The organism is Aeribacillus sp. FSL K6-1305, assembly GCF_038050115.1.
GTDB classification, from domain to species: Bacteria; Bacillota; Bacilli; order Bacillales; family Aeribacillaceae; genus Aeribacillus; species Aeribacillus composti.
This window is the reverse complement of record NZ_JBBOQV010000002.1, coordinates 1,338,398-1,361,163: the sequence shown is the minus strand read 5'-3', so window position 1 is coordinate 1,361,163 and position 22,766 is coordinate 1,338,398. Positions and strand designations below refer to the sequence as shown.

At 39.7% G+C, this 22,766-nt stretch carries 19 protein-coding genes; 4 read left to right on the top strand and 15 right to left on the bottom strand.

Annotated elements, in window-relative coordinates; genetic code table 11:
• Position 1 precedes the first annotated feature (1 nt).
• Complete coding sequence (locus NST97_RS16380) at positions 2 to 2,149, bottom strand: hydantoinase/oxoprolinase family protein (protein ID WP_341343479.1); 2,148 nt, start codon at positions 2,147 to 2,149, stop codon at positions 2 to 4.
• Between the two features lie 552 nt (positions 2,150 to 2,701).
• Positions 2,702 to 3,583 (bottom strand): LysR family transcriptional regulator, encoded by an 882-nt coding sequence (locus NST97_RS16375; RefSeq protein WP_341343478.1) that lies wholly within the window; start codon positions 3,581 to 3,583, stop codon positions 2,702 to 2,704.
• Positions 3,584 to 3,700: 117 nt separating this feature from the next.
• Here NST97_RS16375 and NST97_RS16370 point away from each other — a divergent pair, with 117 nt between their 5' ends.
• Genes NST97_RS16370 through NST97_RS16360 form a run of 3 tightly spaced genes read left to right on the top strand, consistent with a single transcriptional unit; the run spans position 3,701 to position 6,249 of the window.
• Positions 3,701 to 4,396 carry a CoA transferase subunit A gene (locus NST97_RS16370; RefSeq protein ID WP_094245162.1) on the top strand — a complete coding sequence of 232 codons (696 nt, stop codon included), beginning with the start codon at positions 3,701 to 3,703 and terminating at the stop codon, positions 4,394 to 4,396.
• A gap of 17 nt (positions 4,397 to 4,413) precedes the next feature.
• Positions 4,414 to 5,067 carry a CoA transferase subunit B gene (locus tag NST97_RS16365; protein WP_063389241.1) on the top strand — a complete coding sequence of 218 codons (654 nt, stop codon included), beginning with the start codon at positions 4,414 to 4,416 and terminating at the stop codon, positions 5,065 to 5,067.
• Entirely contained in the window at positions 5,068 to 6,249 is a 1,182-nt protein-coding gene (locus NST97_RS16360) for an acetyl-CoA C-acetyltransferase (protein ID WP_327848459.1), read from the top strand. It abuts the gene before it with no gap.
• A 290-nt stretch (positions 6,250 to 6,539) separates the two neighbouring features.
• On the opposite strand, the gene NST97_RS16355 is transcribed toward NST97_RS16360, so the two are convergent.
• The 12 genes from NST97_RS16355 to NST97_RS16300 all read right to left on the bottom strand — a co-directional run bounded on the left by NST97_RS16355 (position 6,540) and on the right by NST97_RS16300 (position 22,132).
• On the bottom strand, positions 6,540 to 8,189 hold the full coding sequence (locus NST97_RS16355; protein ID WP_341343477.1) for a ribulokinase: 1,650 nt from the start codon (positions 8,187 to 8,189) through the stop codon (positions 6,540 to 6,542).
• A 25-nt stretch (positions 8,190 to 8,214) separates the two neighbouring features.
• The gene (locus NST97_RS16350; protein WP_094245159.1) at positions 8,215 to 10,002 is read right to left on the bottom strand and encodes an L-fucose isomerase; all 1,788 of its coding nucleotides are present in this window, start codon (positions 10,000 to 10,002) and stop codon (positions 8,215 to 8,217) included.
• Positions 10,003 to 10,025: 23 nt separating this feature from the next.
• Positions 10,026 to 11,498 (bottom strand): rhamnulokinase, encoded by a 1,473-nt coding sequence (locus NST97_RS16345; RefSeq protein WP_311066879.1) that lies wholly within the window; start codon positions 11,496 to 11,498, stop codon positions 10,026 to 10,028.
• Positions 11,499 to 11,528: 30 nt separating this feature from the next.
• Positions 11,529 to 12,179 carry a class II aldolase/adducin family protein gene (locus NST97_RS16340; RefSeq protein ID WP_339194297.1) on the bottom strand — a complete coding sequence of 217 codons (651 nt, stop codon included), beginning with the start codon at positions 12,177 to 12,179 and terminating at the stop codon, positions 11,529 to 11,531.
• A 146-nt stretch (positions 12,180 to 12,325) separates the two neighbouring features.
• On the bottom strand, positions 12,326 to 13,282 hold the full coding sequence (locus NST97_RS16335; RefSeq protein ID WP_066246995.1) for an ABC transporter substrate-binding protein: 957 nt from the start codon (positions 13,280 to 13,282) through the stop codon (positions 12,326 to 12,328).
• Positions 13,283 to 13,386: 104 nt separating this feature from the next.
• Positions 13,387 to 14,385: an ABC transporter permease gene (locus tag NST97_RS16330; RefSeq protein ID WP_063389247.1), complete on the bottom strand. Its 999-nt coding sequence runs from the start codon at positions 14,383 to 14,385 to the stop codon at positions 13,387 to 13,389.
• Positions 14,386 to 14,452: 67 nt separating this feature from the next.
• Positions 14,453 to 15,958 carry a sugar ABC transporter ATP-binding protein gene (locus NST97_RS16325; RefSeq protein ID WP_063389248.1) on the bottom strand — a complete coding sequence of 502 codons (1,506 nt, stop codon included), beginning with the start codon at positions 15,956 to 15,958 and terminating at the stop codon, positions 14,453 to 14,455.
• A 60-nt stretch (positions 15,959 to 16,018) separates the two neighbouring features.
• On the bottom strand, positions 16,019 to 16,687 hold the full coding sequence (locus NST97_RS16320; RefSeq protein ID WP_066246789.1) for a transaldolase family protein: 669 nt from the start codon (positions 16,685 to 16,687) through the stop codon (positions 16,019 to 16,021).
• Between the two features lie 35 nt (positions 16,688 to 16,722).
• The gene (gene xylB / locus NST97_RS16315; protein ID WP_341343476.1) at positions 16,723 to 18,252 is read right to left on the bottom strand and encodes a xylulokinase; all 1,530 of its coding nucleotides are present in this window, start codon (positions 18,250 to 18,252) and stop codon (positions 16,723 to 16,725) included.
• A gap of 66 nt (positions 18,253 to 18,318) precedes the next feature.
• Positions 18,319 to 18,747 (bottom strand): RbsD/FucU family protein, encoded by a 429-nt coding sequence (locus NST97_RS16310; RefSeq protein ID WP_063389250.1) that lies wholly within the window; start codon positions 18,745 to 18,747, stop codon positions 18,319 to 18,321.
• Between the two features lie 129 nt (positions 18,748 to 18,876).
• Positions 18,877 to 19,647: a DeoR/GlpR family DNA-binding transcription regulator gene (locus NST97_RS16305; protein WP_066246791.1), complete on the bottom strand. Its 771-nt coding sequence runs from the start codon at positions 19,645 to 19,647 to the stop codon at positions 18,877 to 18,879.
• Between the two features lie 415 nt (positions 19,648 to 20,062).
• Entirely contained in the window at positions 20,063 to 22,132 is a 2,070-nt protein-coding gene (locus tag NST97_RS16300) for a bifunctional aldolase/short-chain dehydrogenase (RefSeq protein ID WP_341343475.1), read from the bottom strand.
• Between the two features lie 292 nt (positions 22,133 to 22,424).
• On the opposite strand from NST97_RS16300, the gene NST97_RS16295 reads away from it, so the two are divergent.
• Entirely contained in the window at positions 22,425 to 22,595 is a 171-nt protein-coding gene (locus tag NST97_RS16295; protein WP_157727905.1) for a hypothetical protein, read from the top strand.
• Here NST97_RS16295 and NST97_RS19375 read toward each other — a convergent pair.
• The gene (locus NST97_RS19375; RefSeq protein WP_375338799.1) at positions 22,564 to 22,647 is read right to left on the bottom strand and encodes a putative holin-like toxin; all 84 of its coding nucleotides are present in this window, start codon (positions 22,645 to 22,647) and stop codon (positions 22,564 to 22,566) included. The genes NST97_RS16295 and NST97_RS19375 overlap by 32 nt on opposite strands.
• Positions 22,648 to 22,766 lie beyond the last annotated feature (119 nt).

Sequence of the window (22,766 nt, the reverse complement as noted above, 5' to 3'; positions counted from 1 at the left end):
CTTAAAGTTCTTTTAAGTGGAAAATGCGATGCTCATCAAGATATGTTTCAAAACCAGGCGGAATCACAAACGTTGTGGCTGGAGATTCTAAAATTGAAAATGCACCGATTTTGTTCCCTGGCTTCAATTTTTCCATTTCCCAAATGTTTGCTTTGATCCACTCGCCCTTCCAATACACATCACGCTGGCCAAGAAACGCTTCTGACGGCGGAGTTTCTCCAGATAAAGGCTCCTCAGGAATTTTCGGCTTTGCCACTTCAACAATACCGCGTACGATTGCTCCTGTGATGCTGTAACCGAGTTCAGGCGATTTGGCCGCTTTTGCATAAATTCTCGCATACGTTTCTTCGAATGCTTTGACAAGCTCTTCCCAGTCGTTAATATCCTTAAACTTTTGAATCGGCGATTCAATTTCAAGGTCGTTTAACTGACCTTGGTACTGCATGCGGAAATAAAGACGGAAACTCACATCTTGTCGTTTAAAGTTATTTTTCTCAAATTCAGCTTCCACTTTTTCGATTAGTTCATCCCAAGCATCCTGCAATTCTTTACCTGCCTTCAGCTTACTGCTGTCTTCATCTCCGTTGTTTACATTGATATCAAGTGTTTTATCATAGCGGTATTCAAAGTCTGCCGCACCGCAGCCAAAAGCAGAAAATCCAGCTGCCCACGCCGGTACTAGAACATCTTCAAAGCCAAGACCTTTTGTGTAGCCGGCAGTATGAAGCGGACCGCCGCCTCCATAAGAGAAGCATACATATTGAGATGGCGAATACCCTTTTCCAAGGATCATAGATTCAAGGTAATTGCGCAGTTGCGACTCAAGCAGATCGATAACACCGTATGCTGCGTCTTCAACAGATAATCCGAGCGGATCGGCGACCTGCTTCTTCAATGCTTCATAAGCTCTTTCCGGATATAGCTTAACCTCGCCGCCAAGGAAATTATCCGGGTTGATTAGTCCAAGAACCACGTGGCAGTCGGTTACTGTTACCGTTTCTATGCCGCCCTCCGGATAACAAACGCCGACTCTCGAACCTGCGCTGTCCGGTCCAAGTGTTAATGATTTGAAGTTCGGATCCACTCGCACAAAGCTGCCGGCCCCAGCTCCAACAGTATCCATGGAAACAAGCGGTAATGATAGTACAAGCCTTGCCATATCTGGGCTTGTATTAATACTCAAATCCCCTTGAGTAATAAGAGCCATATCAAAACTTGTTCCGCCGATATCCGAGCATGCAATATTGCGAATACCAAGTTGTTCACCAAGATATTTCGCGCCAACTACTCCCCCAATCGGACCTGAAACGAGCGTTCTTGCCAGTTCATTTGCACGCGTACTTATCGTTCCACCGTGGCTGGCCATGACCCGAAGATCAAATTTTGCCCCGTGATTTCTTAACATGTTATCAATTTTCGACAATGTCTCCCGAGACGGGTCTGCTGCATATGCTTCAATAATGGTTGTATTTGTGCGGTGAGACTCTTTTCTAACAGGGTAATAATCAACCGATGCAAACACAGGCACTTCTTTTCCGACTTTCTTCATGACTTCCTTTGCAATATCCCTAATTTTTCGTTCATGCTGCGGATATTTGTAAGAATGAAGCAAACTGATCACAATTGCTTCGACATCCTGTTCCAGAAGGTCCAATACTGCTGGTTCCACTTCATGTTCATAAAGTGGAATGACAACGTTTCCAAATAAATCGACTCTTTCTGTTACGCCTCTTGTCAATTCTCTCGGTACAAGTGGAGGATCGTAACGATGAGTATTCAAGTGTAAACGGTCTGAATAAGAATATCCTAGGTAAGCCTGGATCGCCCGGCCCATTCGATGGAAATCCTCCATCCCTTTATTAACGATCAGACCGACGCGGCGTCCTTTCCTTGACACGAGACGATTCAGCATCGCTGTTCCGGAGTAGACACCCGCAAGCAATTTAGGAAATTCTTCTTCTACTGTTGTGTTCCAGTAAGTTAGTGCATCCCTTGCAGAGTTGAGAAGACCAATTGATTCATCTTCAGGTGTGGATTGTGCTTTTCCGACGACAAATTCACCATTGTCGTCAATAATGAAGGTATCTGTCATCGTTCCCCCTGCATCGATAGCAAGTATTTGTGCATTGCGAGTTGTTACTGCTTCCATCCATTTCTCTCCTTTCTTTTTTCAAAAATTGATTTTGTTTTCGCTTTTTACTTTGCAACATTCGTGCCAATATTAAAAATTATCAAAAAATTAAGAAGAGAAAAGGCTTTCGAAAATTAGAGAATGGTGAAAGAGAATGATGAATTGTAGCGAATCGCTACACTGTTTCGCTACAATTTTTTCGTACAACAATACAGCTAAAAAAGAATTTGTTGCAATTCGCCAATAGAATTTTGTTGCTTGCTCCATACTATTCGACAGACAGCTTAAGCTCGATCAAGAGATTTTTTGTAAAAAAATAGACCATCTTTTAGTCTAGTAAACATAAAAATAACGACAAGGAATTTTCCAAGGGACAACAAAGACGACTTGAATGACAAAGCCACTATTGTACCGTCCTAATTTTATGATGGAAAATTTGATGAACAGTAACTGTAGTTTCATTTTGTTTCTAAGTAAAAAACAAGTTTGAATGTTCTCAAATTTTCACCGGAAACAGTTGATACTTTGATGAAAGTCCCCATTATCGAAACGATAAATACGTTTGAAAAATCATAATGGATTTTCTTTAAGCATTTCCAGCAATTTTTTTAAAGCAAATGAGTGATATCTGCCTTTTCTCGTAATGATGCCGAGTCTCCAAAGAAGAGGCGGATCTTTAAGCGGAACAATCGTGATGTTGGGGCTGTTCTGTTTATGAAAAATCATTTTCGGCATTAAAGTAATACCTAGTTTTGATGAAACAAGCTCAAGAATTAAATCCCATTGCGAGCTTTCATATGAAACAATTGGAGTAAATCCTGCATTTTTACATGTGTTGATGATGTAATCGTGGAGTTTGAAGTTTTTCGAAAACAATATAAACGGTTCATCTTTTAATTCATGTACTGAAACTGTTTGTTTTTGTGCAATTGGGTGGTCGCGATGAATAAACAAGACAAATTCTTCTGTAATAAACGGATGAATATGAAAAACGGATTCGTCTATAGGCAGTACAACTATGCCAATGTCAATCTCTCCTTCTTCCACTAATTGTTCGATGACCTTTGCCCCAAGCTCTATAAGTTCAAGTTTCACATTCGGATAGTTTTGATGAAACATTCTAGCAATAGAAGGAAAAAACAAAGTTCCAATGAGCGGCGGAACCCCCATCTTAATCTCTCCGGTCGCAAGATTAGAAAGTTCATCTAATAACATTTTCATTTCTTCCAACGTTTCAATCAATTTTTTTCCTTGCTGATATACAATTTGACCTGCATCTGTCAAACGGAGATGACGAGTTGACCTTTCGATCAGTTCAACATGCAGCTCAGCTTCAAGCTTTTTAACGGCTTTGCTCAATGAAGGCTGTGATAAGTAGGAATATTCAGCAGCCTTTGTAAAGCTGTTATGATTGGCAACATCAATGAAAGATTGAATATCACGAAATTCCACCATACTCCCCCCTTATTTATTCAATATTGGAATAAATTGTATTCTTTTTATCTATTTTACTTATAGATAATGGGAATGTAAACTCTTACATAAGACAAAGAAAGGAGGAGATGTTTCATGAACAAAATCATGAATTCATTTTCGGAAGCGGTTTCAGACATTCAAGACGGTGCATCCATTGTTGTAGGCGGATTTGGGTTGTGCGGAATTCCAGAAAAGACTATTCAAGCTTTACGTGACAAGGGGACAAAGAATTTGACTATTTACAGCAACAATTGTGGTGTCGATGATTGGGGACTTGGTCTTCTACTCAAAAATAAACAAATCAAAAAAATGGTCGCTTCCTACGTCGGGGAAAATAAAATTTTTGAACAGCAATTTTTAAGCGGCGATTTAGAAGTAGAACTTATTCCACAAGGTACTCTTGCAGAACGAATGAGAGCAGGCGGAGCAGGAATTCCGGCTTTTTATACCGCAACAGGTGTCGGAACGCCGATCGCAAAAGGAAAAGAAGAAAGAGAGTTCAACGGAAAAACATATTTGCTAGAGGAAGCCATCGTTGCAGATTTTGCTTTTGTAAAAGCGTGGAAGGCTGATACTTATGGGAATCTTGTGTATCGGAAAACAGCGCGAAATTTTAATCCGCTTGCCGCAATGGCAGGTAAAATCACCATAGCGGAAGTGGAACAAATTGTTGAACCTGGTGAACTTGATCCGGACGAAATTCACACACCATGTATTTATGTTCAACGCTTACTGGTAGGAACGAATTATGAAAAACGCATTGAGCGGAGAACAGTGGTTACTAAATAAAAGAAGGAGTGATCAGGATGTCTAACAATCGATTAAAGATTGTTAAGCGTGCGGTAAAGGAAATTGAAAACGGAATGATTGTCAATCTTGGCATCGGAATGCCAACACTTATTGCCAATGAGATTCCGTCCAATTTCAACATCTTATTACATTCAGAAAATGGGCTGCTTGGCATTGGACCTTATCCGGTTGAAGGGGAGGAAGATCCCGATTTGATTAACGCTGGTAAAGAAACGATTACTACAGTGCTCGGCGCTTCATTTTTTGACAGTGCCGAATCATTTGCAATGGTTCGTGGAGGACATATTGATCTTGCTATTTTAGGAGGTATGGAAGTTTCAGAGAACGGCGATTTAGCCAATTGGATGATTCCAGGAAAAATGGTCAAAGGTATGGGCGGAGCAATGGATCTTGTAAACGGTGCGAAACGCGTCATCGTCATTATGGAACATTTGAACAAGAGCGGGGAATCGAAAGTGAAGAAAGAATGTACACTTCCACTTACTGGAAAAGGCGTCGTCCATCGATTGATTACCGATTTAGCCGTGTTTGACTTTACAGATCAAGGGATGGTGCTGATTGAAACAATGGATGGTGTTTCAGTTGATGAAGTGATAGCAAAAACAGAGGCAAAATTCACAGTTTCTCCTGAACTTTCGGAGGTGAATTAAATGGTAAAGACAGTTATTTTAGAAGGAGCGCGTACCCCGATTGGAAAATTTAACGGATCGCTTGCTCAATTAACAGCATCACAGCTTGGCGGTATTTCGATGAAAGAGGCTTTAATGCGAGCAGAAGTAAAGCCTGAAGATGTGAATGAAGTCATTTTCGGAAATGTTCTTCAGGCTGGACAGGGACAGATCCCGTCGCGCCAGGCAGCACGTGAAGCAGGTATTCCTTGGAGCATTAAAACAGAAACAGTGAATAAAGTTTGTGCATCCGGTCTTCGCAGTGTAACAATGGCTGATCAAATCATTCGGGCAGGCGACGAAGAAATCATTTTGGCAGGCGGCATGGAGTCAATGTCAAACGCTCCATATGCATTGAAGAACGCAAGATGGGGGTTAAGAATGGGTAATGCACAGATGGTTGATTTAATGATTCATGATGGCCTGTCATGCAGTTTTACTGGTGTTCATATGGGGACGTACGGAAACAAAATTGCGAAAGAGTATGAAATATCGCGTGAAGAACAGGACAATTGGGCTGTGAGAAGCCATAAAAGAGCAATTGCAGCAATCGAAGAAGGCAAGATGGCAGAAGAGATTGCAGCGGTTGAAATTCCGCAGCGTAAAGGCAGCCCGCTTGTCGTTTATAAAGATGAATCACCGCGAAAAGACACAACGAAAGAGATTCTGGCAACATTACCTCCTGTATTTGACAAAGATGGAACGATTACAGCCGGCAACGCACCTGGAATTAATGATGGGGCAGCAGCGCTTGTACTGATGAGCGATGAACGGGCAAAAAGAGAAGGTAAAAACGTTCTTGCAACCATCATTGGCCATGCAGAAGTTGCGGTTGAAGCAGAAAATTTTCCAATAACACCGGGCCTTGTCATTCTTGAGCTATTGAAAAAGACGGGGAAATCTGTCGATGATATCGACTTGTTCGAAATTAATGAAGCATTCGCAGTAGTTGCACTCGCTAGTATAAAAATTGCGGGAATCGATCCGGAAAAAGTGAATGTAAATGGCGGTGCTGTTGCCCTTGGTCACCCAATCGGCGCAAGCGGCGCGCGTATTCTTTTGACACTAGCGTACGAATTACGCCGTCGCGGAGGAGGGATTGGAATCGCAGCGATCTGTTCTGGAAGCGGTCAGGGAGATGCCGTGATGATTGAAGTAAAATAAAATGGATATAATTTGAAACCTATAAACAAAAAGAGTGAATTTGACCAAACTAATTATTATATTGATTTAATAGAAACATAATCGCCATTTTGCATCAAGCTTTGATTCTATTAAAACATTTAGCATCAGTAGTTTTGTGCGCCAGTGCAAAATAAAAAAAGAAGCCTCCATAAAATCAGGCCCCATTGAAAGCAAAAAATCATAAACATCGATATATCAACGTTTCAAAACATTAAAGGGGGCATCAATAAGCCGTAAAAGCGACTTATTAGACACCCCCGTATTTTGTATTAATTTTTTATTTTTTTCATCACATTGTTCGTTCCGCGGCCGAAATAGTTTACCAATTTTTTATACTCTTCATAATACAAATTATATTTTTCTACGTGATCCTGTTTCGGATAAAAAACTTTGTCTTTTAATTTGGCCATATTTGCTGCTGCTTCTTCGATCGTATCGTATCCACCTAGTTTTGATCCTGCAGCAACAGCTCCGAACATTGCAGCTCCGATGGCTGATGTGATTTTGTTAGATGCGATCTTGATTGGTCTTGCCGTTACATCTGCATATATTTGCATGAGCATTTCATTTTGATGAGGCAGTCCGCCGCATGCAACCAATTCATTAATTTCGATTCCTGCATTCTCAAAGCTTTCAATGATCAAGCGTGTCCCGAATGCTGTTGATTCAATTAATGCACGGTAAATTTCTTCAGGTTTTGTATTCAGCGTAAGACCGACTAATAAACCTGACAAATTGGCATCAACTAACGGAGTTCTATTTCCATTATGCCAATCCAATGCCAGCAATCCTTTTGATCCTGGAGGCAATGTGCTGGCTTTTTGCTCCAAATATTGATGAATGGATAGATTTTTGGCCTCCGCTTCTCTTTCGACATAACCCGGCACAAGCTCTTTGACAAACCATGCAAAAATGTCGCCAACAGCAGCCTGGCCTGCCTCATATCCGTAGTAGCCAGGGATTATTCCATCTTCGACGACTCCGCTGATTCCTTCGACAAACTCTTCTTTTGTGCTTAACAGCATATGACAGGTGGAGGTTCCCATAACCATAACCATGCTTCCAGGTGCGGTAACTCCTGCACCTGGAACAGCAGCATGAGCATCTATAATTCCAATGGCAACCGGTGTTTTTGGTTTTAGTCCAATTTTTGCTGCAAACTCTTCCGTCAGCTCGCCAGCCTTGCTGCCGATCGGAACCACTTCACCCGACAGTTTTGTTTCATAAATATTTTCCATCAATGGATGAAGTCTTTTTAAAAATTCTTTTCTTACATAGCCTTCCTGTTTATGCCACATTCCTTTATAGCCGGCAGAACAGCTATTTCGTTTCACTTCACCGACCATCAGCGACGTCAGCCAATCAGCTGCTTCAAGGAACAATGCCGCTTCATGATAGAGCTCCTCACGATCATGTATAATTTCTAATATTTTCGGCAGCATCCATTCTGACGAAATTTTTCCACCATAACGCTTTAACCATTCTTCATTCGACTCGCTTGCTAATTGATTAATTGTATCTGCTTCTGGCTGCGCTGCATGATGTTTCCATAATTTTACCCATGCATGCGGCTCATCTTTCCATTTTTCCTGAAAACATAATGGTGTTAATCGTTCATCGACAGGCAGAATTGTACAGGATGTAAAATCAATTCCTATGCCGACGATATCATCTTTGCTCACCCCGGAATCCTCTAATACTCTCGGGATGGACGTTTCCAGCACATCTAAATAATCTTGCGGGTGCTGAAGAGCTGTACTGTTTTTCAGCTTCACCTGCTTATGAGGAAGAGTTTCCGTTATGACTCCATGTTTATATTGTGTGGAATGAGTACCAGCAACCTCACCAGTTGCAACATCTACTAAGACAACTCTTCCAGATTCAGTCCCAAAATCTACTCCGATTGCGTATTTTTTCATAAGCATCCCGTTCCTTTGTTACTTGTTATTTATAGATCGGCCCAAAGTTTTTACATGCTCTGTAATCAGCGCCTTCAAGATCTTTTGTTCCAAACATGCTCCAAGCATCTGGTCTGAATATTTTTTCCTCAGGTACATTGTGCATATTTACCGGAATGCGAAGAATGGATGCCAGCGTGATTAAATCGGCTCCAATATGACCATAGCTGATGGAACAATGGTTGGCTCCCCAGTTATTCATAACCGAGTAAACATCTTTAAATGCACCTTCTCCGGTTAGATTCGGAACAAACCAAGTGGTAGGCCAAGTTGGATCGGTCCGTTTGTCAAGCACGTCATGAACTTCTTCCGGCAAATCAACCGTATATCCTTCTGCAATTTGCAGAACAGGACCCAGCCCTTTAACAATATTTAAGCGCGAAATCGTTACAGGCATGCCGCCTTTTGTTAAAAAGTCAGTTGAATATCCGCCGCCTCTGAAGTATTCAGTTGAAGCAGGTCTAAATTGTGTTGCTTCCAAGCATTTTTTAATATCTTCATCTGTCAATTCGTAGTATGGTTTAATAACTGGTTTGCCGTCTTTTGTTTGTTCTCCTGTTCCATCCAATGCAGCCGCTCCAGAATTAATTAAATGGATGATTCCGTTTGCCGCTCTCCCTTCAAGAGTATAGCCAGTTACCCGCTTGACAGCCTCCGGACTCCAATAAGTTCTCACGTCGGCAAAAATTTGCGCCGTATTAGTTAAAAGGTAGCCGAACAACATGGAAATGCCGTTCAAGTTATCATTTTCCGTTGCAAAAATATATGGGGCTCTTTTTCCGTTCCAGTCAAAAGATGAATTTAAAATCGTTTCCATAAAATCTCCATTTGGGAAATAGTCGGTCCATTGACGCTGTCCTTGGAAACCAGCAACAATGGCGTTTCTTCCTAGAGCTTCTTCTCCATATCCCATTTCTTCTAATTTTTTATTGCCAACCATTAAGTCGCGTGCGATAAGAGCCATTTTTACGCTGATTTCCCAATCTTTTTCCTTCTGCTCTTCTGTTCTTTTAAAGTCGTCGCGATTGTTGTCCGGACCAACTTTACAGTTTTCCTTCACCCATTTTAAGGCTCTTTCATATTCCTCTTTATCGTAAATTTCCAGTTCAATTCTGCGCACGAATTCGCTCATATCAACATATTCATTTCTCATTCCAAGATAGTTTTGGAAAAAGTCTTCTTGCACAACACTTCCTGCAATTCCCATTGATACAGATCCAATGGAGAGATAAGATTTACCCTTCATCATAGCAACAGCCAGTCCTGCTTTTGCAAAACGAATGAGCTTCTCTTTTACATCTTCAGGTATATTCGTATCTCCTGCATCTTGAACATCCTTACCGTAAATTCCAAAGGCAGGAAGTCCTTTTTGGTTATAACCTGCTAGAACAGCAGCTAAATAGACAGCGCCAGGTCTTTCTGTTCCATTGAATCCCCAAACTGCTTTCGGAATGTGAGGATCCATATCCATTGTTTCAGTTCCATAGCACCAGCATGGAGTAACAGTAATCGAAACGCCAACGCCTTCTCTTGCAAACTTTTCAGCTGCTTCTGCCGCTTCTTTTACTCCTCCAATACATGTATCTGCAATCACACATTCCACTGGCTGTCCATTATAATAAAAAACATTTTCCTCCAGTAATTTAGCTACAGCTTTTGCCATGTTCATTGTTGTTTCTTCTAATGATTCACGAACTCCTTTTCTTCTGCCGTCGATCGTCGGGCGTATTCCTATCTTTGGTAGATTTCCTACATATCGTGGATCTTTTGCCATCTTTCATTCCTCCTGTATGTTATTTATTTAATGATTGCTAGAAATGATTTATAATGTTTTTCCCAATGATCACAGTTTTCGGGTTCATATGTTTTAAAGCTAAAGGAGTTGGTAACAATTTTTCTTGCTTCTTCTAAGTCTGCAATTTCTCCAAGGGCAATTAATTGAGAAAGCATATTGCCGATTGCGCTGGCTTCCACCGGCCCTGCATAAACGGTACGCTTTGCGGCGCCAGCAATAAATCGACAAAACCATTTGTTTTGTATTCCCCCGCCTCCCATATGAATCGACCGGATGTTATGGTGGATTAAATTTTCCAGCCGTTCGATCACGAAACGGTATTGAAAAGCTAAGCTTTCCAATATACATCTCAAAAATTGCCCTTTCGTTTCCGGAATAGGCTGTAAAGTTTTTTGACAATAATCTTGAATAGCTTTCAGCATGCTTGGCGGGTTAAAAAACGATGGATCATTTGGATTTATAAAAGAACGGAACGGTTCTGCTTCTTCTATCAGCCGGCTTTCTTCTTCATAGGAGATGCCTTCGCCATTATCGTTCCATTCTTTTTTACACTGTTGAATAAACCATAAGCCGGTATTGTTTTTTTGCAAACGGAACTTCCCGTCAAATGTCCCTTCATTTGTGAAGCCCCATTCATAAGCTTCATCTGAAACAACCGGCTTTTCAACCGTCACACCGATCAGCACCCATGTTCCGCAGCTCATAAAACAGCTTGTTTGATCATTTTGGATCGGCATGGCACCTAAAGCACAAGCTGTATCGTGTCCTGGAACCGCGATGACATTGGCCGGATCGATCCCTAATTCCTTATTAATAGATGCTTTCGTTTTGGCCAAAATGCGATTCGTTTCTACCAGAGGTGCAAAATTCACCTTATCTGCAAACAGCTTATTTAAAATCGTCTCATCCCAATCTTTTTTTTCCCAATTTAATAGTTGAGAAGTCGACGAGATTGTAAATTCATTTTTGATTTCCCCTGTAAACAAATAGGCGAACAGACTCGGTGTCATTAATATATATTTTGCCTTTTCTATTAGCTCAGGCCTTGTTTTCAAAATCGCATACAGCTGATAAAGCGTATTGATGGCAGCTGGCTCTACGCCAGTCATTTGAAAAAGTTTTTTCTTATCTATCTTCTCATGGACTTCATCCATAAAGAGAACGGTATGTGTATCCCGATAAGAATACGGGTTTTCTAATAGATCTCCTTCCTCGGAAATGAGACCGAAATCTACTCCCCACGTATCAAAACCAATTCCATCGATCCTTTTTCCATAAACCTCGACAAATTTTTTTATTCCTTTTTTCATTTCAGTAAATAAGTAGTTTAAATCCCAATGCAAATGATCTCCGATCGTGATGGGGTTATTTTGAAAACGGTGAATTTCTGTTATGTTTAATTTTTTATTTTCATATTCTCCGAGTATTAATCGACCATTCGAAGCACCCAAATCAAAAGCTAGTACTCTTTTCATGTCATACGCACTCCCGTAAAATAAGCCTGTTTATGACTTCTTCTTTAACAGACTGGCCCGATACTTTTCGGATGATAAATTTCGTAAATCTTCGCACTCTTGTTCCGTTAAAATTCTCGGAGTACCGACAGTTGAAGCGATGGTAAATACTTTGGCTGATTCTTCGGTTAATTGCATATAAAAAAATGCTTCTTTCATCGTTTTGCCGACTGTGAGCACCCCATGATTCCTCATCACAATGACATCGCTGTCATGGATGACTTCTCCAACAGCTTCTGCTAAAAGATTGGTTGTAGGAATAATATAATCTAAGTAGGAAACTTTCTTTACCATTGCAGGAAAATCGGGGAAAAGCATTGGGATATCTTTCCCTGCACTAGAGACTCCAACAGAGTAGCTAGGATGCGCATGCAACACTGCATTGATTTCTGGATTTCGCCGAAAGCATTCTAAATGCATGAGCAATTCGGAGGAAGGTTTTAAATCTCCAAAAACTTCTCCAGTGTCAATTTTTACTTTAACCCATTGATCATCTTCAATCTCCTTTAAATCAAAGCCGCTTGGTGAAATGTACATGTATTCACCATCACGCATGCTGAGATTTCCACCGGCTCCAACAACTAAACCAGCATCTACAATTTTATGTGCATATTTTTTTAGTTCTCCGATTACTGATGACATTAAATTCCACCTCTAGTATATGTTTATCATCTTGAAAACAATTTTTAAGTTTCGTTTCACCCTGTTTTTATGAGCTGGTTAATCTTTTTCCCCTTCAAGTATTTGTATAACTGGGGCTGCAAAATACATCCCCAGCTTTCAGGTTATTATTCGTAAATGGCAGATTTAATTTCTTCATTATCAAGATTGGTTTTGTCATACCAATAGAATCCTGTGTCAATAACCTTTTCTACTTTCTCGCCATTGATTGCTTGAACAGCAGCTTTTACTGTTTCATAGCCGATACCGACCGGATTTTGTGTAATGGCTCCTGCCATTGTACCGTCTTTAATCGCTTCAATTTGCTGTTTACCAGAGTCAAAGCCGATGACAACAATTTTGCCTTGTTTATTCATTTCTTTTACTGCATTAATTACACCGATAGCTGAACCTTCGTTGGCACCATAGATCCCTTTTAAGTCAGGGTGCGCTTGGATGATTGCTTTCGCTAAGTCTGTAGATTTTAATTGGTCACCGCCGCCATATTGAATGTCGACAATTTCAATATCTGGATATTTTTCTTTTATTCTCTCAACAAATCCATCTCGGCGGTTAACACCAGTTATACTTGTTTGGTCGTGAACAATTAGCGCAACTTTTCCTTTGCCTCCAATTTTTTCAGCCATTTTGTCTGCCGCTAACGCTGCAGCAGCTTTGTTATCTGTAGATGCAGTTGCCAAAGGAATATCGCTGTCAACCCCTGAGTCAAATGCAATAATCGGAATACCTTTTTCATCCGCTTCTTTTAATAAAGGAATTGATGCTTGGCTGTCTAGAGCAGCAAAACCAATTGCATCCGGCTTTTTATCAATAGCTGTTCTTAACATTTCAATTTGTTTGTCGACTTGAGATTCACTTTCTGGACCTTCAAACGTAATTTCTACGTCAAACTCTTTTGCTGCTTGTTCAGCACCTTTTTTAACAGCTTGCCAGAATTGATGCTGGAATCCTTTAGAAACAATAGCGATATAGGGTTTTCCACTGTCGCCTCCTGCGGATTCAGAGCTTCCTTCGCTCTCGTTTTTCGAGGAGCTTCCGCATGCTGACAAAATGAGCGACAACATTAAAATACCGCATAGAGTTAACAACCATTTCTTCACTGAATTTTCCCCCTTATAATTTTTTTATTTTTTAACTCTAGTTTGTAACTAGAGATAAAAAACGGAATTTAACTGCTTTTGCCTCGACGGATAATATCGATATAAACTGCAACCAAAATGACAAATCCAACAACAACTGTCTGCCATTCTTGAGGGATTGACATAATTCTCAAACCGTTTGTTAATACGCTCATAATAAGAGCCCCAATAACTGTTCCTAAAATAGTTCCTTTACCACCACTTAACGAAGTCCCTCCGATAACGACAGCTGCAATTGCTTCCAACTCATACCCGGCTCCCAAAGCAGGCTGTGCTGAATTAAGCCTTGAAGCCATTAAAACTCCTGCTATTCCTGTAAACACACCTGCAACCGTGTAAATGATGATTTTCCATTTATCCGTATTGATACCGGATAATCTTGTCGCTTCTTCATTGCTTCCAATAGAAGTTGTAAAGCGGCCAAAAATAGATTTCGTTAATAAAATTCCTGCAATAATTGCCATAATAATGAAAATTAGGACACCGTTAGGCAAATTAAATCCTGGTATAATTGAACCTAATGCAATTTCACTGAAGCTAGGTTTATCACTAAAATAAATTGGAGTTGCATCTGAAATAACAAGTGCTAATCCTTTCGCGATCATCATCATCGCCAATGTTGCAATAAATGGAGGAATTTTTAATTTTGAAACACTGAATCCGCTTATAAATCCCATTAATGCACCAGTCAGAATTCCGCCTAAAATGCCGACTATAATTGGCAAATCCCAAAAGACGATAAATACCCCTGTCATAACAGCACATAGCGTCATTCCTGTACCAATGGAAAGGTCAATTCCTCCAGTCATAATAACAAATGTAGTTCCTAACGCCATGATTCCGATAACTGTCGTTGATAATAATATCCCAGTAATATTAGTCCAATTTAAAAAGTTATCGGAGGAAATGGTAAAAAACAGAATAAGTACAATTAAACTAGCAAATGCCAATATTTGTTGCAGTGCATTGGATTTTAATAGATTTCCACTCTTTTTTGTCTCTGTGTTAGGTGCAGTTCCTGTACTCATATTGATCCTCCTCGTTTTGTATTCCAAATCCTTTTGACATAAAGGACACTTCAATCGAACTTACAATTTATGATCTAGTTCGTGTTGCATAATCCATAATCTTTTCTTGAGATGCTTCTTCGTTTGTCAACTCTCCGGTGATTCTTCCTTCACACATGACGATGATTCGATGGCTCATTCTTAATATTTCCGGTAATTCGGAAGAAATCATAATAATGGATTTTCCTTGCTGAGCCAGTTCATTTAGCAGCTGATATATTTCAGTTTTCGCCCCAACATCAATTCCGCGTGTAGGTTCATCAAAGATTAAAATGTCGCAGTTTTTAGCAAGCCATTTGGCAATGACAATTTTTTGCTGGTTTCCTCCCGATAAATTCTTCGCTAGCTGTTTGATGCTTGGCGTTTTAATTTTCAGCGACTTTACATACTCTTCTGATGTTACATATCCTTTTGAGTCATTGACAAAGGTCAGCCAATTCACATAATTGCTCAGTGAAGAAATTAAAATATTCGAATTCACGTCCATTTCAAGCATTAAGCCGTATCGTTTTCTGTCCTCAGACAAATAGGCGATTCCGTGCTTTACTGCATCTTCAGGCTTATTGATTTTCACTTCTTTTCCATTGATAAAAATTTGCCCTTCATCGATTTTGTCAGCACCGAAAATGGCTCTTGCTACTTCTGTGCGTCCAGCTCCCATTAAACCGGCAAAGCCTAAAATTTCTCCTTTTTTCAAAGTAAAGCTGATATTTTCTAAAAAGTTTTTGGTCGATAAGTTTTTCACTTCCAGGACTGTTTCAGCCTCTTTTGAAACCGTCGTTGTAGGGCGAGATTCATCCTGGATGTGACGGCCTACCATTAACGAAATCACCTTTTTCATATCTGTATCTTTCGTATATAACGTGTCGATGTATTGACCGTCGCGCATGACTGTTATTCGGTCAGAAATGACTTTCAATTCTTCCATTCTGTGTGAAATATAAATGATGCCAACACCTTTGTTTTTCAAATTTTCAATTAAATCAAATAATGTTTTAATTTCAGATTCCGTCAAAGCGGCAGTTGGTTCGTCCATCACGATAATTTTCGCATTGTAAGATAACGCTTTCACAATCTCCACCATCTGCTGCTTTGCCACTGTTAAATCTGATACTGTTTCTTTAGGATTTAAATTAATATTGAGTTTCTCAAGCAACTCTGCTGTTTTTTCATTCAATTCCTTTTCCTTCAAAAAGAAATTAAATCCGGTGCGAGGCTCCCTGCCAATAAAAATGTTTTGGGCAACCGTTAAATCAGGCATTAAATTTAGTTCTTGGTGTATAATGCTAATGCCCATTTCCTGTGCTGCTTTCGCATTAGGAATTTCAACTTTGTTGCCTTCTAAGTAGATTTCACCTTCATCTTTTTGATAGACTCCAGACAAAATTTTCATTAAAGTCGATTTTCCAGCACCATTTTCGCCAACTAATGCTAGAACTTCCCCATAATTTAAATCCAGTCGAACTTTTGATAATGCCTTTACTCCAGGAAAACTTTTGCTTATCCCTTCCATTCTTAATAATTGAGCTGACATCCTATCACCTACTTTACGTAACTGTCATTATCCGTCCTGAATTTTTGTTCCACTTTTACATTAATAAGATTTTTCAGATTTTTTCGCGGATTGGTACTGCTTCCAATCATTTAAAAACCCTTTTAACCCGATATTTGTAAGATCTGACGCAAACATTTTCTTAAAAATATAAAATGGCATCGTTACAGCATCTGCGCCTGATTTTGCAAGATCAACGACAACCTGCGGATTTCGGATGCTTGCTCCAATAACTTTCGTTTCCGCATGCATTTGATGAATAATTTCTTTTGCCTCTTTAATAAATTGCAGCCCGTCAATCGCATGATCATCCATTCTTCCGATGTAAGGGCTTATAAAATCCACCCCTGCTTTGGCAGCTAATACAACTTGAGGCAGTGTATAAATAAGAGTCATATTCACCTTTATGCCTTCCTGTTTCAATTGATAAGCTGCGGATAATCCTTCTTCAGTCATCGGGAGTTTAATGACAATATCTTTTCCCCATGTGGACATTTCTCTCCCTTCAAGGATCATTTCTTCAGCTGTTTCTCCTGTTACCTGGCACCAGACTTCTCCATTAATTTTGGAGGAAATATCCACAATAATTTGCCGAAACTCTCTATTTTCTCTTGAAATAATGCTTGGATTTGTTGTAATCCCTGCTAAAAAGCCATATTTTGAAGCAAATTCTATTTCTTGTTCATTTGCGGTGTCTAAATAAATGTCCATGATTTTCCCCCTTTCTCGCACAATTGTTTGTACATTTATTCAATCCCGTTCCATTGATTAAAAATCGGCTCCACTTGTTTATAAACTTGTTTAAACGCTTTCAAAGCTGTTTGATAAGATTGATGGTTGCGTTGATCTGGTTCAAATGATTCAGCTTCAACACACCAAGCTTTCGCTGCTGTCAAATCTTTCAGAAGGCCTACTCCTACACCGCCTGCAACCGCAGCGCCCATTGAGGTCGTTTCATCCAAAATTTTCGGTATACGGATGGTAACACCGAAAAGATCAGCCAGCATTTGCCGCCATATTCTGCTTTTCGCTCCGCCTCCAAACAGCCATATGTCTTGAAATGGCCGATCATAATTTTCTTGCAGAGCATCGAAAATAAGTTTTAAATTCATTGAAATCCCTTCCAAAACAGCACGAATCAAATCAGATCGTTTATGATTGATCGTCAATCCTATGAAACTGCCTTTTGCGTTTGGATTCCACCAAGGAGACCGCTCCCCCATTAAATACGGAAGAAAAATCAATTGATTGGAGCCGATTGGTGAGCTTTCAGCTTCTTCATTCATCATTTCATAAATATGCTTCGCTGCATCCGTTTTCAAAACGTCTTGAAACAGTATGTCTCTTAACCATTGAAAGGAAGTCCCTGCTGCTTGCATCGTTCCGATGGGAATATATTTATTTTCATCCAAATGGATAAAATTGAATGTCCGCATTTCTTGATCAAAAACTGGACGAGATGACGAAAATGAGATCCAGGAAGAAGAGCCAATGTAATTAAAAATATCTCCCTCATCAATCGCACCTGCACCTAATGCAGCACAGCACCCATCTGCACCGCCCATTACAACAGGTGTACCAGGCATCAGACCTGTTTCTTCCGCCGCCTTTGAATGAACTTCACCAACAACCGCTGTTGAAGGCAAAATCTCAGGCAATTTTTCATCATCAATTTGCCATAATTTTATTAATTCTTCCGACCACTCTTTCTTTTTAATATTTAATAGATTCGTGCCGCTTGCATCAGAATAGTCGGTGGCAAATTTACCCGTTAGTTTAGCAATTATATAATCTTTTGCTTGTAAATATTTAAATGTTTCTTTATGAACAGCTGGTTCATTTTCTTGAATCCAATTAATTTTTGCTGCAGAATAGGATGGGGATAATCTGTTTCCAGTAATTTCATAATGTTCTTTCATTCCTATCTTTTCTGCAATTGCTTCTGTTTTTTGCGCCGAACGCATATCAGCCCAAATAATTGCATTTCTTACAGCTTCTCCTTTATGATTGACTGGGACAGCCCCCATCATCTGGCCGCTGAACGTAATGCATGCAATTTGTTTCGGATCAATTTTTGCTTCTGCAATAAGTTGTTTTGATGCATTTGCCACGGCATCCCACCAATCATTCGGATTTTGTTCAACCCAATGCTGCTTCAAAAAAATGGTGGAATATTGATAGGTAGTATGAGCTATGATTTCACCGTCCGGCGATATTAATGTGGATTTATTTCCGCTTGTCCCAAGATCATGAGCAAGAATAAATTTTTGCACCATATTGTCTCCACCATCCTATCGCTTCCATCTTGAACGGAAAATGTACTAGTTTCCCAATGAAATCTATTATGAAATGACACCTTTTTTTAAAATGATATTGGCATAAAGCGCACTCTCGCTCGTTGCGATAATTGCATAAGCATTTTTGGCTCTTTCATAAAAGCTGAATCTCTCCATAAATTCTATATCCCATGGTTCGGAACATTTTTTCTCCAGAAGTTTTTTATATTCGTCCCAAATGGCCGGTTTGCTTTCATTTTGGTTTACTACTTGCATGAGAGCCACCGGTTTATCCACAAAAGTATCCAACGGAAACAAATCTAAGATAGAATCCAACAGCTCAGGAACACCATGTCCGTCAGCTCGAACCAATCTTTGAGCAAAATTTGCTGCCGGAAAATTCCCGTCTGCAATGACAATTTCGTCACCATGGCCCATTTCCATCAAAATTTTTAACAGCTCAGGAGAAAGATTCTTTGGAATACCTTTTAACAACGCTTACACAACCTTTGTTTATTTTTGTTTGTTTTTATATTATCAAATATACCAAAAAAAATAAAGAGTGCTATTATAAAAAATTTTTTGTTTTTTTTTTTGTTTTATTTTGAAACAATTTGACCCCTTTTACGATAAAGGAACGATTGTGATTTTTGTGTTTTTTCCCTCAAACTCTTTTTTATATGCTGGATGGATATTGGAATCTGTAATAATTTCGTCCACTTTCTCAATATGATTGATTAAAGCGAACGTCCTAACGCCAAACTTGCTGGAGTCAACTAGTAAAATGGTTTTATCTGCTATCTCCATCATTTGCTTTTTTATTAATGCTTGCCATTCATTCGAATCGCTGAGTCCGCCTTCAAGATGCACACCTTTACAGGATAGGAAAGCTTTATTGACATGGTATGTTTCCAAAGATCGTTCTGCGAGAGGACCAATATACGATAATGATTTTGAAGAGAGCATTCCGCCGGTTGACATGACTTTAATTTGATCTTTGACACTTAATTCAATTGCTACTCTAATGGAATTTGTTATAACTGTTAGTGGTACATTTGGCAGTTCCTTTGCCATATACCATGCCGTCGAACTTGCATCTAAAACAATCTGGTCTCCTGGTTGTATGAGCTTAACTGCTTCTGCAGCGATTGCTTTTTTTTCTTTGGCATTTGTGACTTCACGTTCTAAATAGGACAATTCGAGCTGCTGGTCTCTTTCAATGCTGACCGCTCCCCCGTGGCTGCGCAGAAGCCTCCCTTCCTTTTCCAGCTTTTCTAAATCTCTTCGTATCGTCTCCTCCGTGACTGAAAACATTTTGCTAAGCTCCGATACTCGTACACTTAATTTTTTGTTAACGATTTCAACTATTTTCCTATGTCTTTCGGCTACAAGCACCTTGCACGTCCCCCCAATATGTTCAAAAGTTTTTCAATAGTTATCAGAAAATAATATACCACATTACCCCAATATGTCCTAAAGATTTCAAGCGCTGCCAGAAAATAATATACCACATTATAAAATGAATCATTAAATCATTGTCACCAATATTTTTAGCGCATCAGGCTCAAAGCAGTTTTCTCACAGCGCATCTATTATCTTTTAAAGCGGAAAAGGTTTTTATGCCCTTTTCCGCTTTCCGGAAGCCTCCTGATGGTTAAGTCTCCGTACGTTGTTGAAGGGGGATGACCTGCTGCAATGATTAAATCTTTCTTATTCACGAATTCGTTATAATAACCGATAACTGTTATGTGGAGAATTTTCATGAAGAGCAATGGCCAATAGGCTATTGCTCTTTTGTATTGTCGAAAGATTATCTAGTAAATGCCGCTGGAACACCTCCGTCAACTGTGATCATGCATCCTGTTGTTTTTTCAGCTTTAGAAGATGCAAAAAATGCAATCGCCTCTGCAATGTCTTCAGGATACACATTTACTAATAATGTTGTTCGTTTTTTATAATAATCTTCTAATTCATCCGGTGAAATTCCATAAGCTCTTGCACGCTCTTCACGCCACTTGGAATCCCATATTGCAGAGCCTTGAAGAACGGCATCCGGAAGAACGGAGTTTACACGTATTCCGTATTGGCCGCCTTCAGCAGCAATACATCTTGCCAAATGAGTTTCAAGCGCCTTTGCAGCACTGTAAGCAGCCGCATTCTTTCCAGCATAAATTGAATTTTTCGAGCCAACAAATACCATATTCCCGCCAATACCTTGCTTCTTCATTTGTTTAAACGCTTCGCGAGCTACTAAAAAGTATCCTGTACCAAGAACGTTCATATTTAAATTCCATTCTTGCAAAGTTGTTTCATCGAACGGACTGGATGTAGCAAGTCCAGCGTTGTTGACAATAATATCGACTCCGCCGAAGGCAAGGGCAGCTTCTTTAAAGGCAGCTTGCACTTCTTCCTCTTTTGTTACGTCCATTTTGACGGCAATTGCACGATTTTCGCCATATTTTTCGTTAATTTCTTTAGCTTTTTCCTCTGCTCCTTCGATGTTTAAATCAGCGATAACAACATGTGCGCCTTCGCTGGCTAGACGTCGGCACGTCGCACTGCCAATTCCTCCTGCACCGCCTGTGACAAAAGCCACTTTGCGCGAAAATTCTGCTTCTGGCGGAGCAAGCGTTAATTTGTAGAGCTCAAGCGGCCAATATTCTACATTATAAGACTCATTTTCGTTTAATGAGACGAACTTCCCGAGCGCATCTGTCCCTTTCATGACAGCGATGGCGCGATGATAAAGAGCTCCGCTGATCCTTGACATTTTTTCGTTTTTCCCTGTATTCACCATTCCAATACCAGGAATTAAGATTACTCTAGGGGCAGCTTCAAACATTTTGTCCCCTTCGTTTTTGTTCCGCTCAAAATAAGCTTTGTAGTCTTTTTTATAATTGGAAACTCCTTCTTTTATTTTTTCCTTTAATTGCTCTTTATTTTCTGTTTGCGGATCCCATTCGATGTATAAAGGAACCCGCTTCGTGTGAACTAAATGATCAGGGCATGCTGCGCCTATTTGAGAAAGTTCTTTTGCGTTTCGACTGTTAACAAACTGAAGAACATCCTCTCCGTCATCCCAAGTTAAAATCATTTTTCTTTCATCGCTTACAGCACCACGAATAACTGGCAGTATTTCCGCTAGGATTTCTTTTCTTTCATCTTTGGAAAGGGCTTTATATTTTAATCCGCCAAATGCTTTTTCTTCATCGATTCGCTCTTTTATATAGTTTTCTGCTTCATTAATAATAGAAATCGTTTTTGCATAGCATTCCTCTGAAGTATCGCCCCATGTGACTAAGCCGTGTTTTTCCATCAACACTAACTCTGCATTCGGGTTGTTTTTCACGCCTTCAGCAATCATTTTGGAAAGCGTAAATCCAGGACGCACGTAAGGCACCCAAACAAATCGGTTGCCGTAAATCTCCTCAGCAATTTGCTTTCCGTTGTCCGCACAGCAAATGCTGATAATCGCATCAGGATGCGTGTGATCAACATGCTTGAACGGAAGAAATGCGTGCAGCAAAGTTTCAATCGAAGGGCGTGGATGCTTGTGATCAATCATGCAATGAGATAAATAAGCTACCATTTCTTCGTCGGACATTTCATCTCGTTCTATAAGCGGGCGGATATCGTCCAATTTAAGTCCTGTAAAATTGTGCGCTTTCATTGTCGCTAAATCTGAACCGCTTCCTTTTACCCACATGACTTCAATTTCACGGCCGCGGAAATCGCTTTCAATTGTTTTCATTGAAGTGTTGCCTCCGCCCCAGTTGCATACAGCGCGATCAGCTCCGATTAAATTGGAACGGTAGACTAACTGTTCTAAACCTTCCGACAATTTCTTAGCTTTTTCTGAATCCCACAAACTTTTGACCATCTGTTGACCTCCATTTTTGTTTTTATTTATTTTAAATATAACATATGATTGTTTATTATTGAATATATTTTTTTATTTTTGTTTTTTTTGTTTTGAATATTTTATTTATAGCTAAGGTTTGAAATGTATATTGTTTACTTGTTGATTTCACGTCTATTATTTTGGGATTTTTCAATCAAGGGAAAAATAAAAGGTAAATCAACATAAAAAAAGGGATCAAAATATGAAGGGAATATAATCAGGCAGGATCATATAGTTGCTCTCTTTTACAAGACGAGGGGAATAATGTATAATGAAGTTGAAAAATTGCATCAACAACCAGACGACCAAAGGTGCTGCGACACCTTTGGCCCTGCAACAGACGGTTCCCTTCAAGGGGATCAGGCAGCAGGTAAAAAATAATCCACCACTGCTATCAGCTCAAGGGTGGATTATTTTTTTTGCGGATTTGACAGCATTGTAATTATAAGGCTTGAAAAACTGATCGCAAACATTAACGCTTCGAATACTGTCATCGGCACACCCCCTTTCTGTACGGGGTAAATGCCAACCACCCTTGAGTCTACCGTTCTATTGCATTTTCATTATATCAAATACTAAATTTTGAATCTATAAAAAACAGAACATTTGTTCC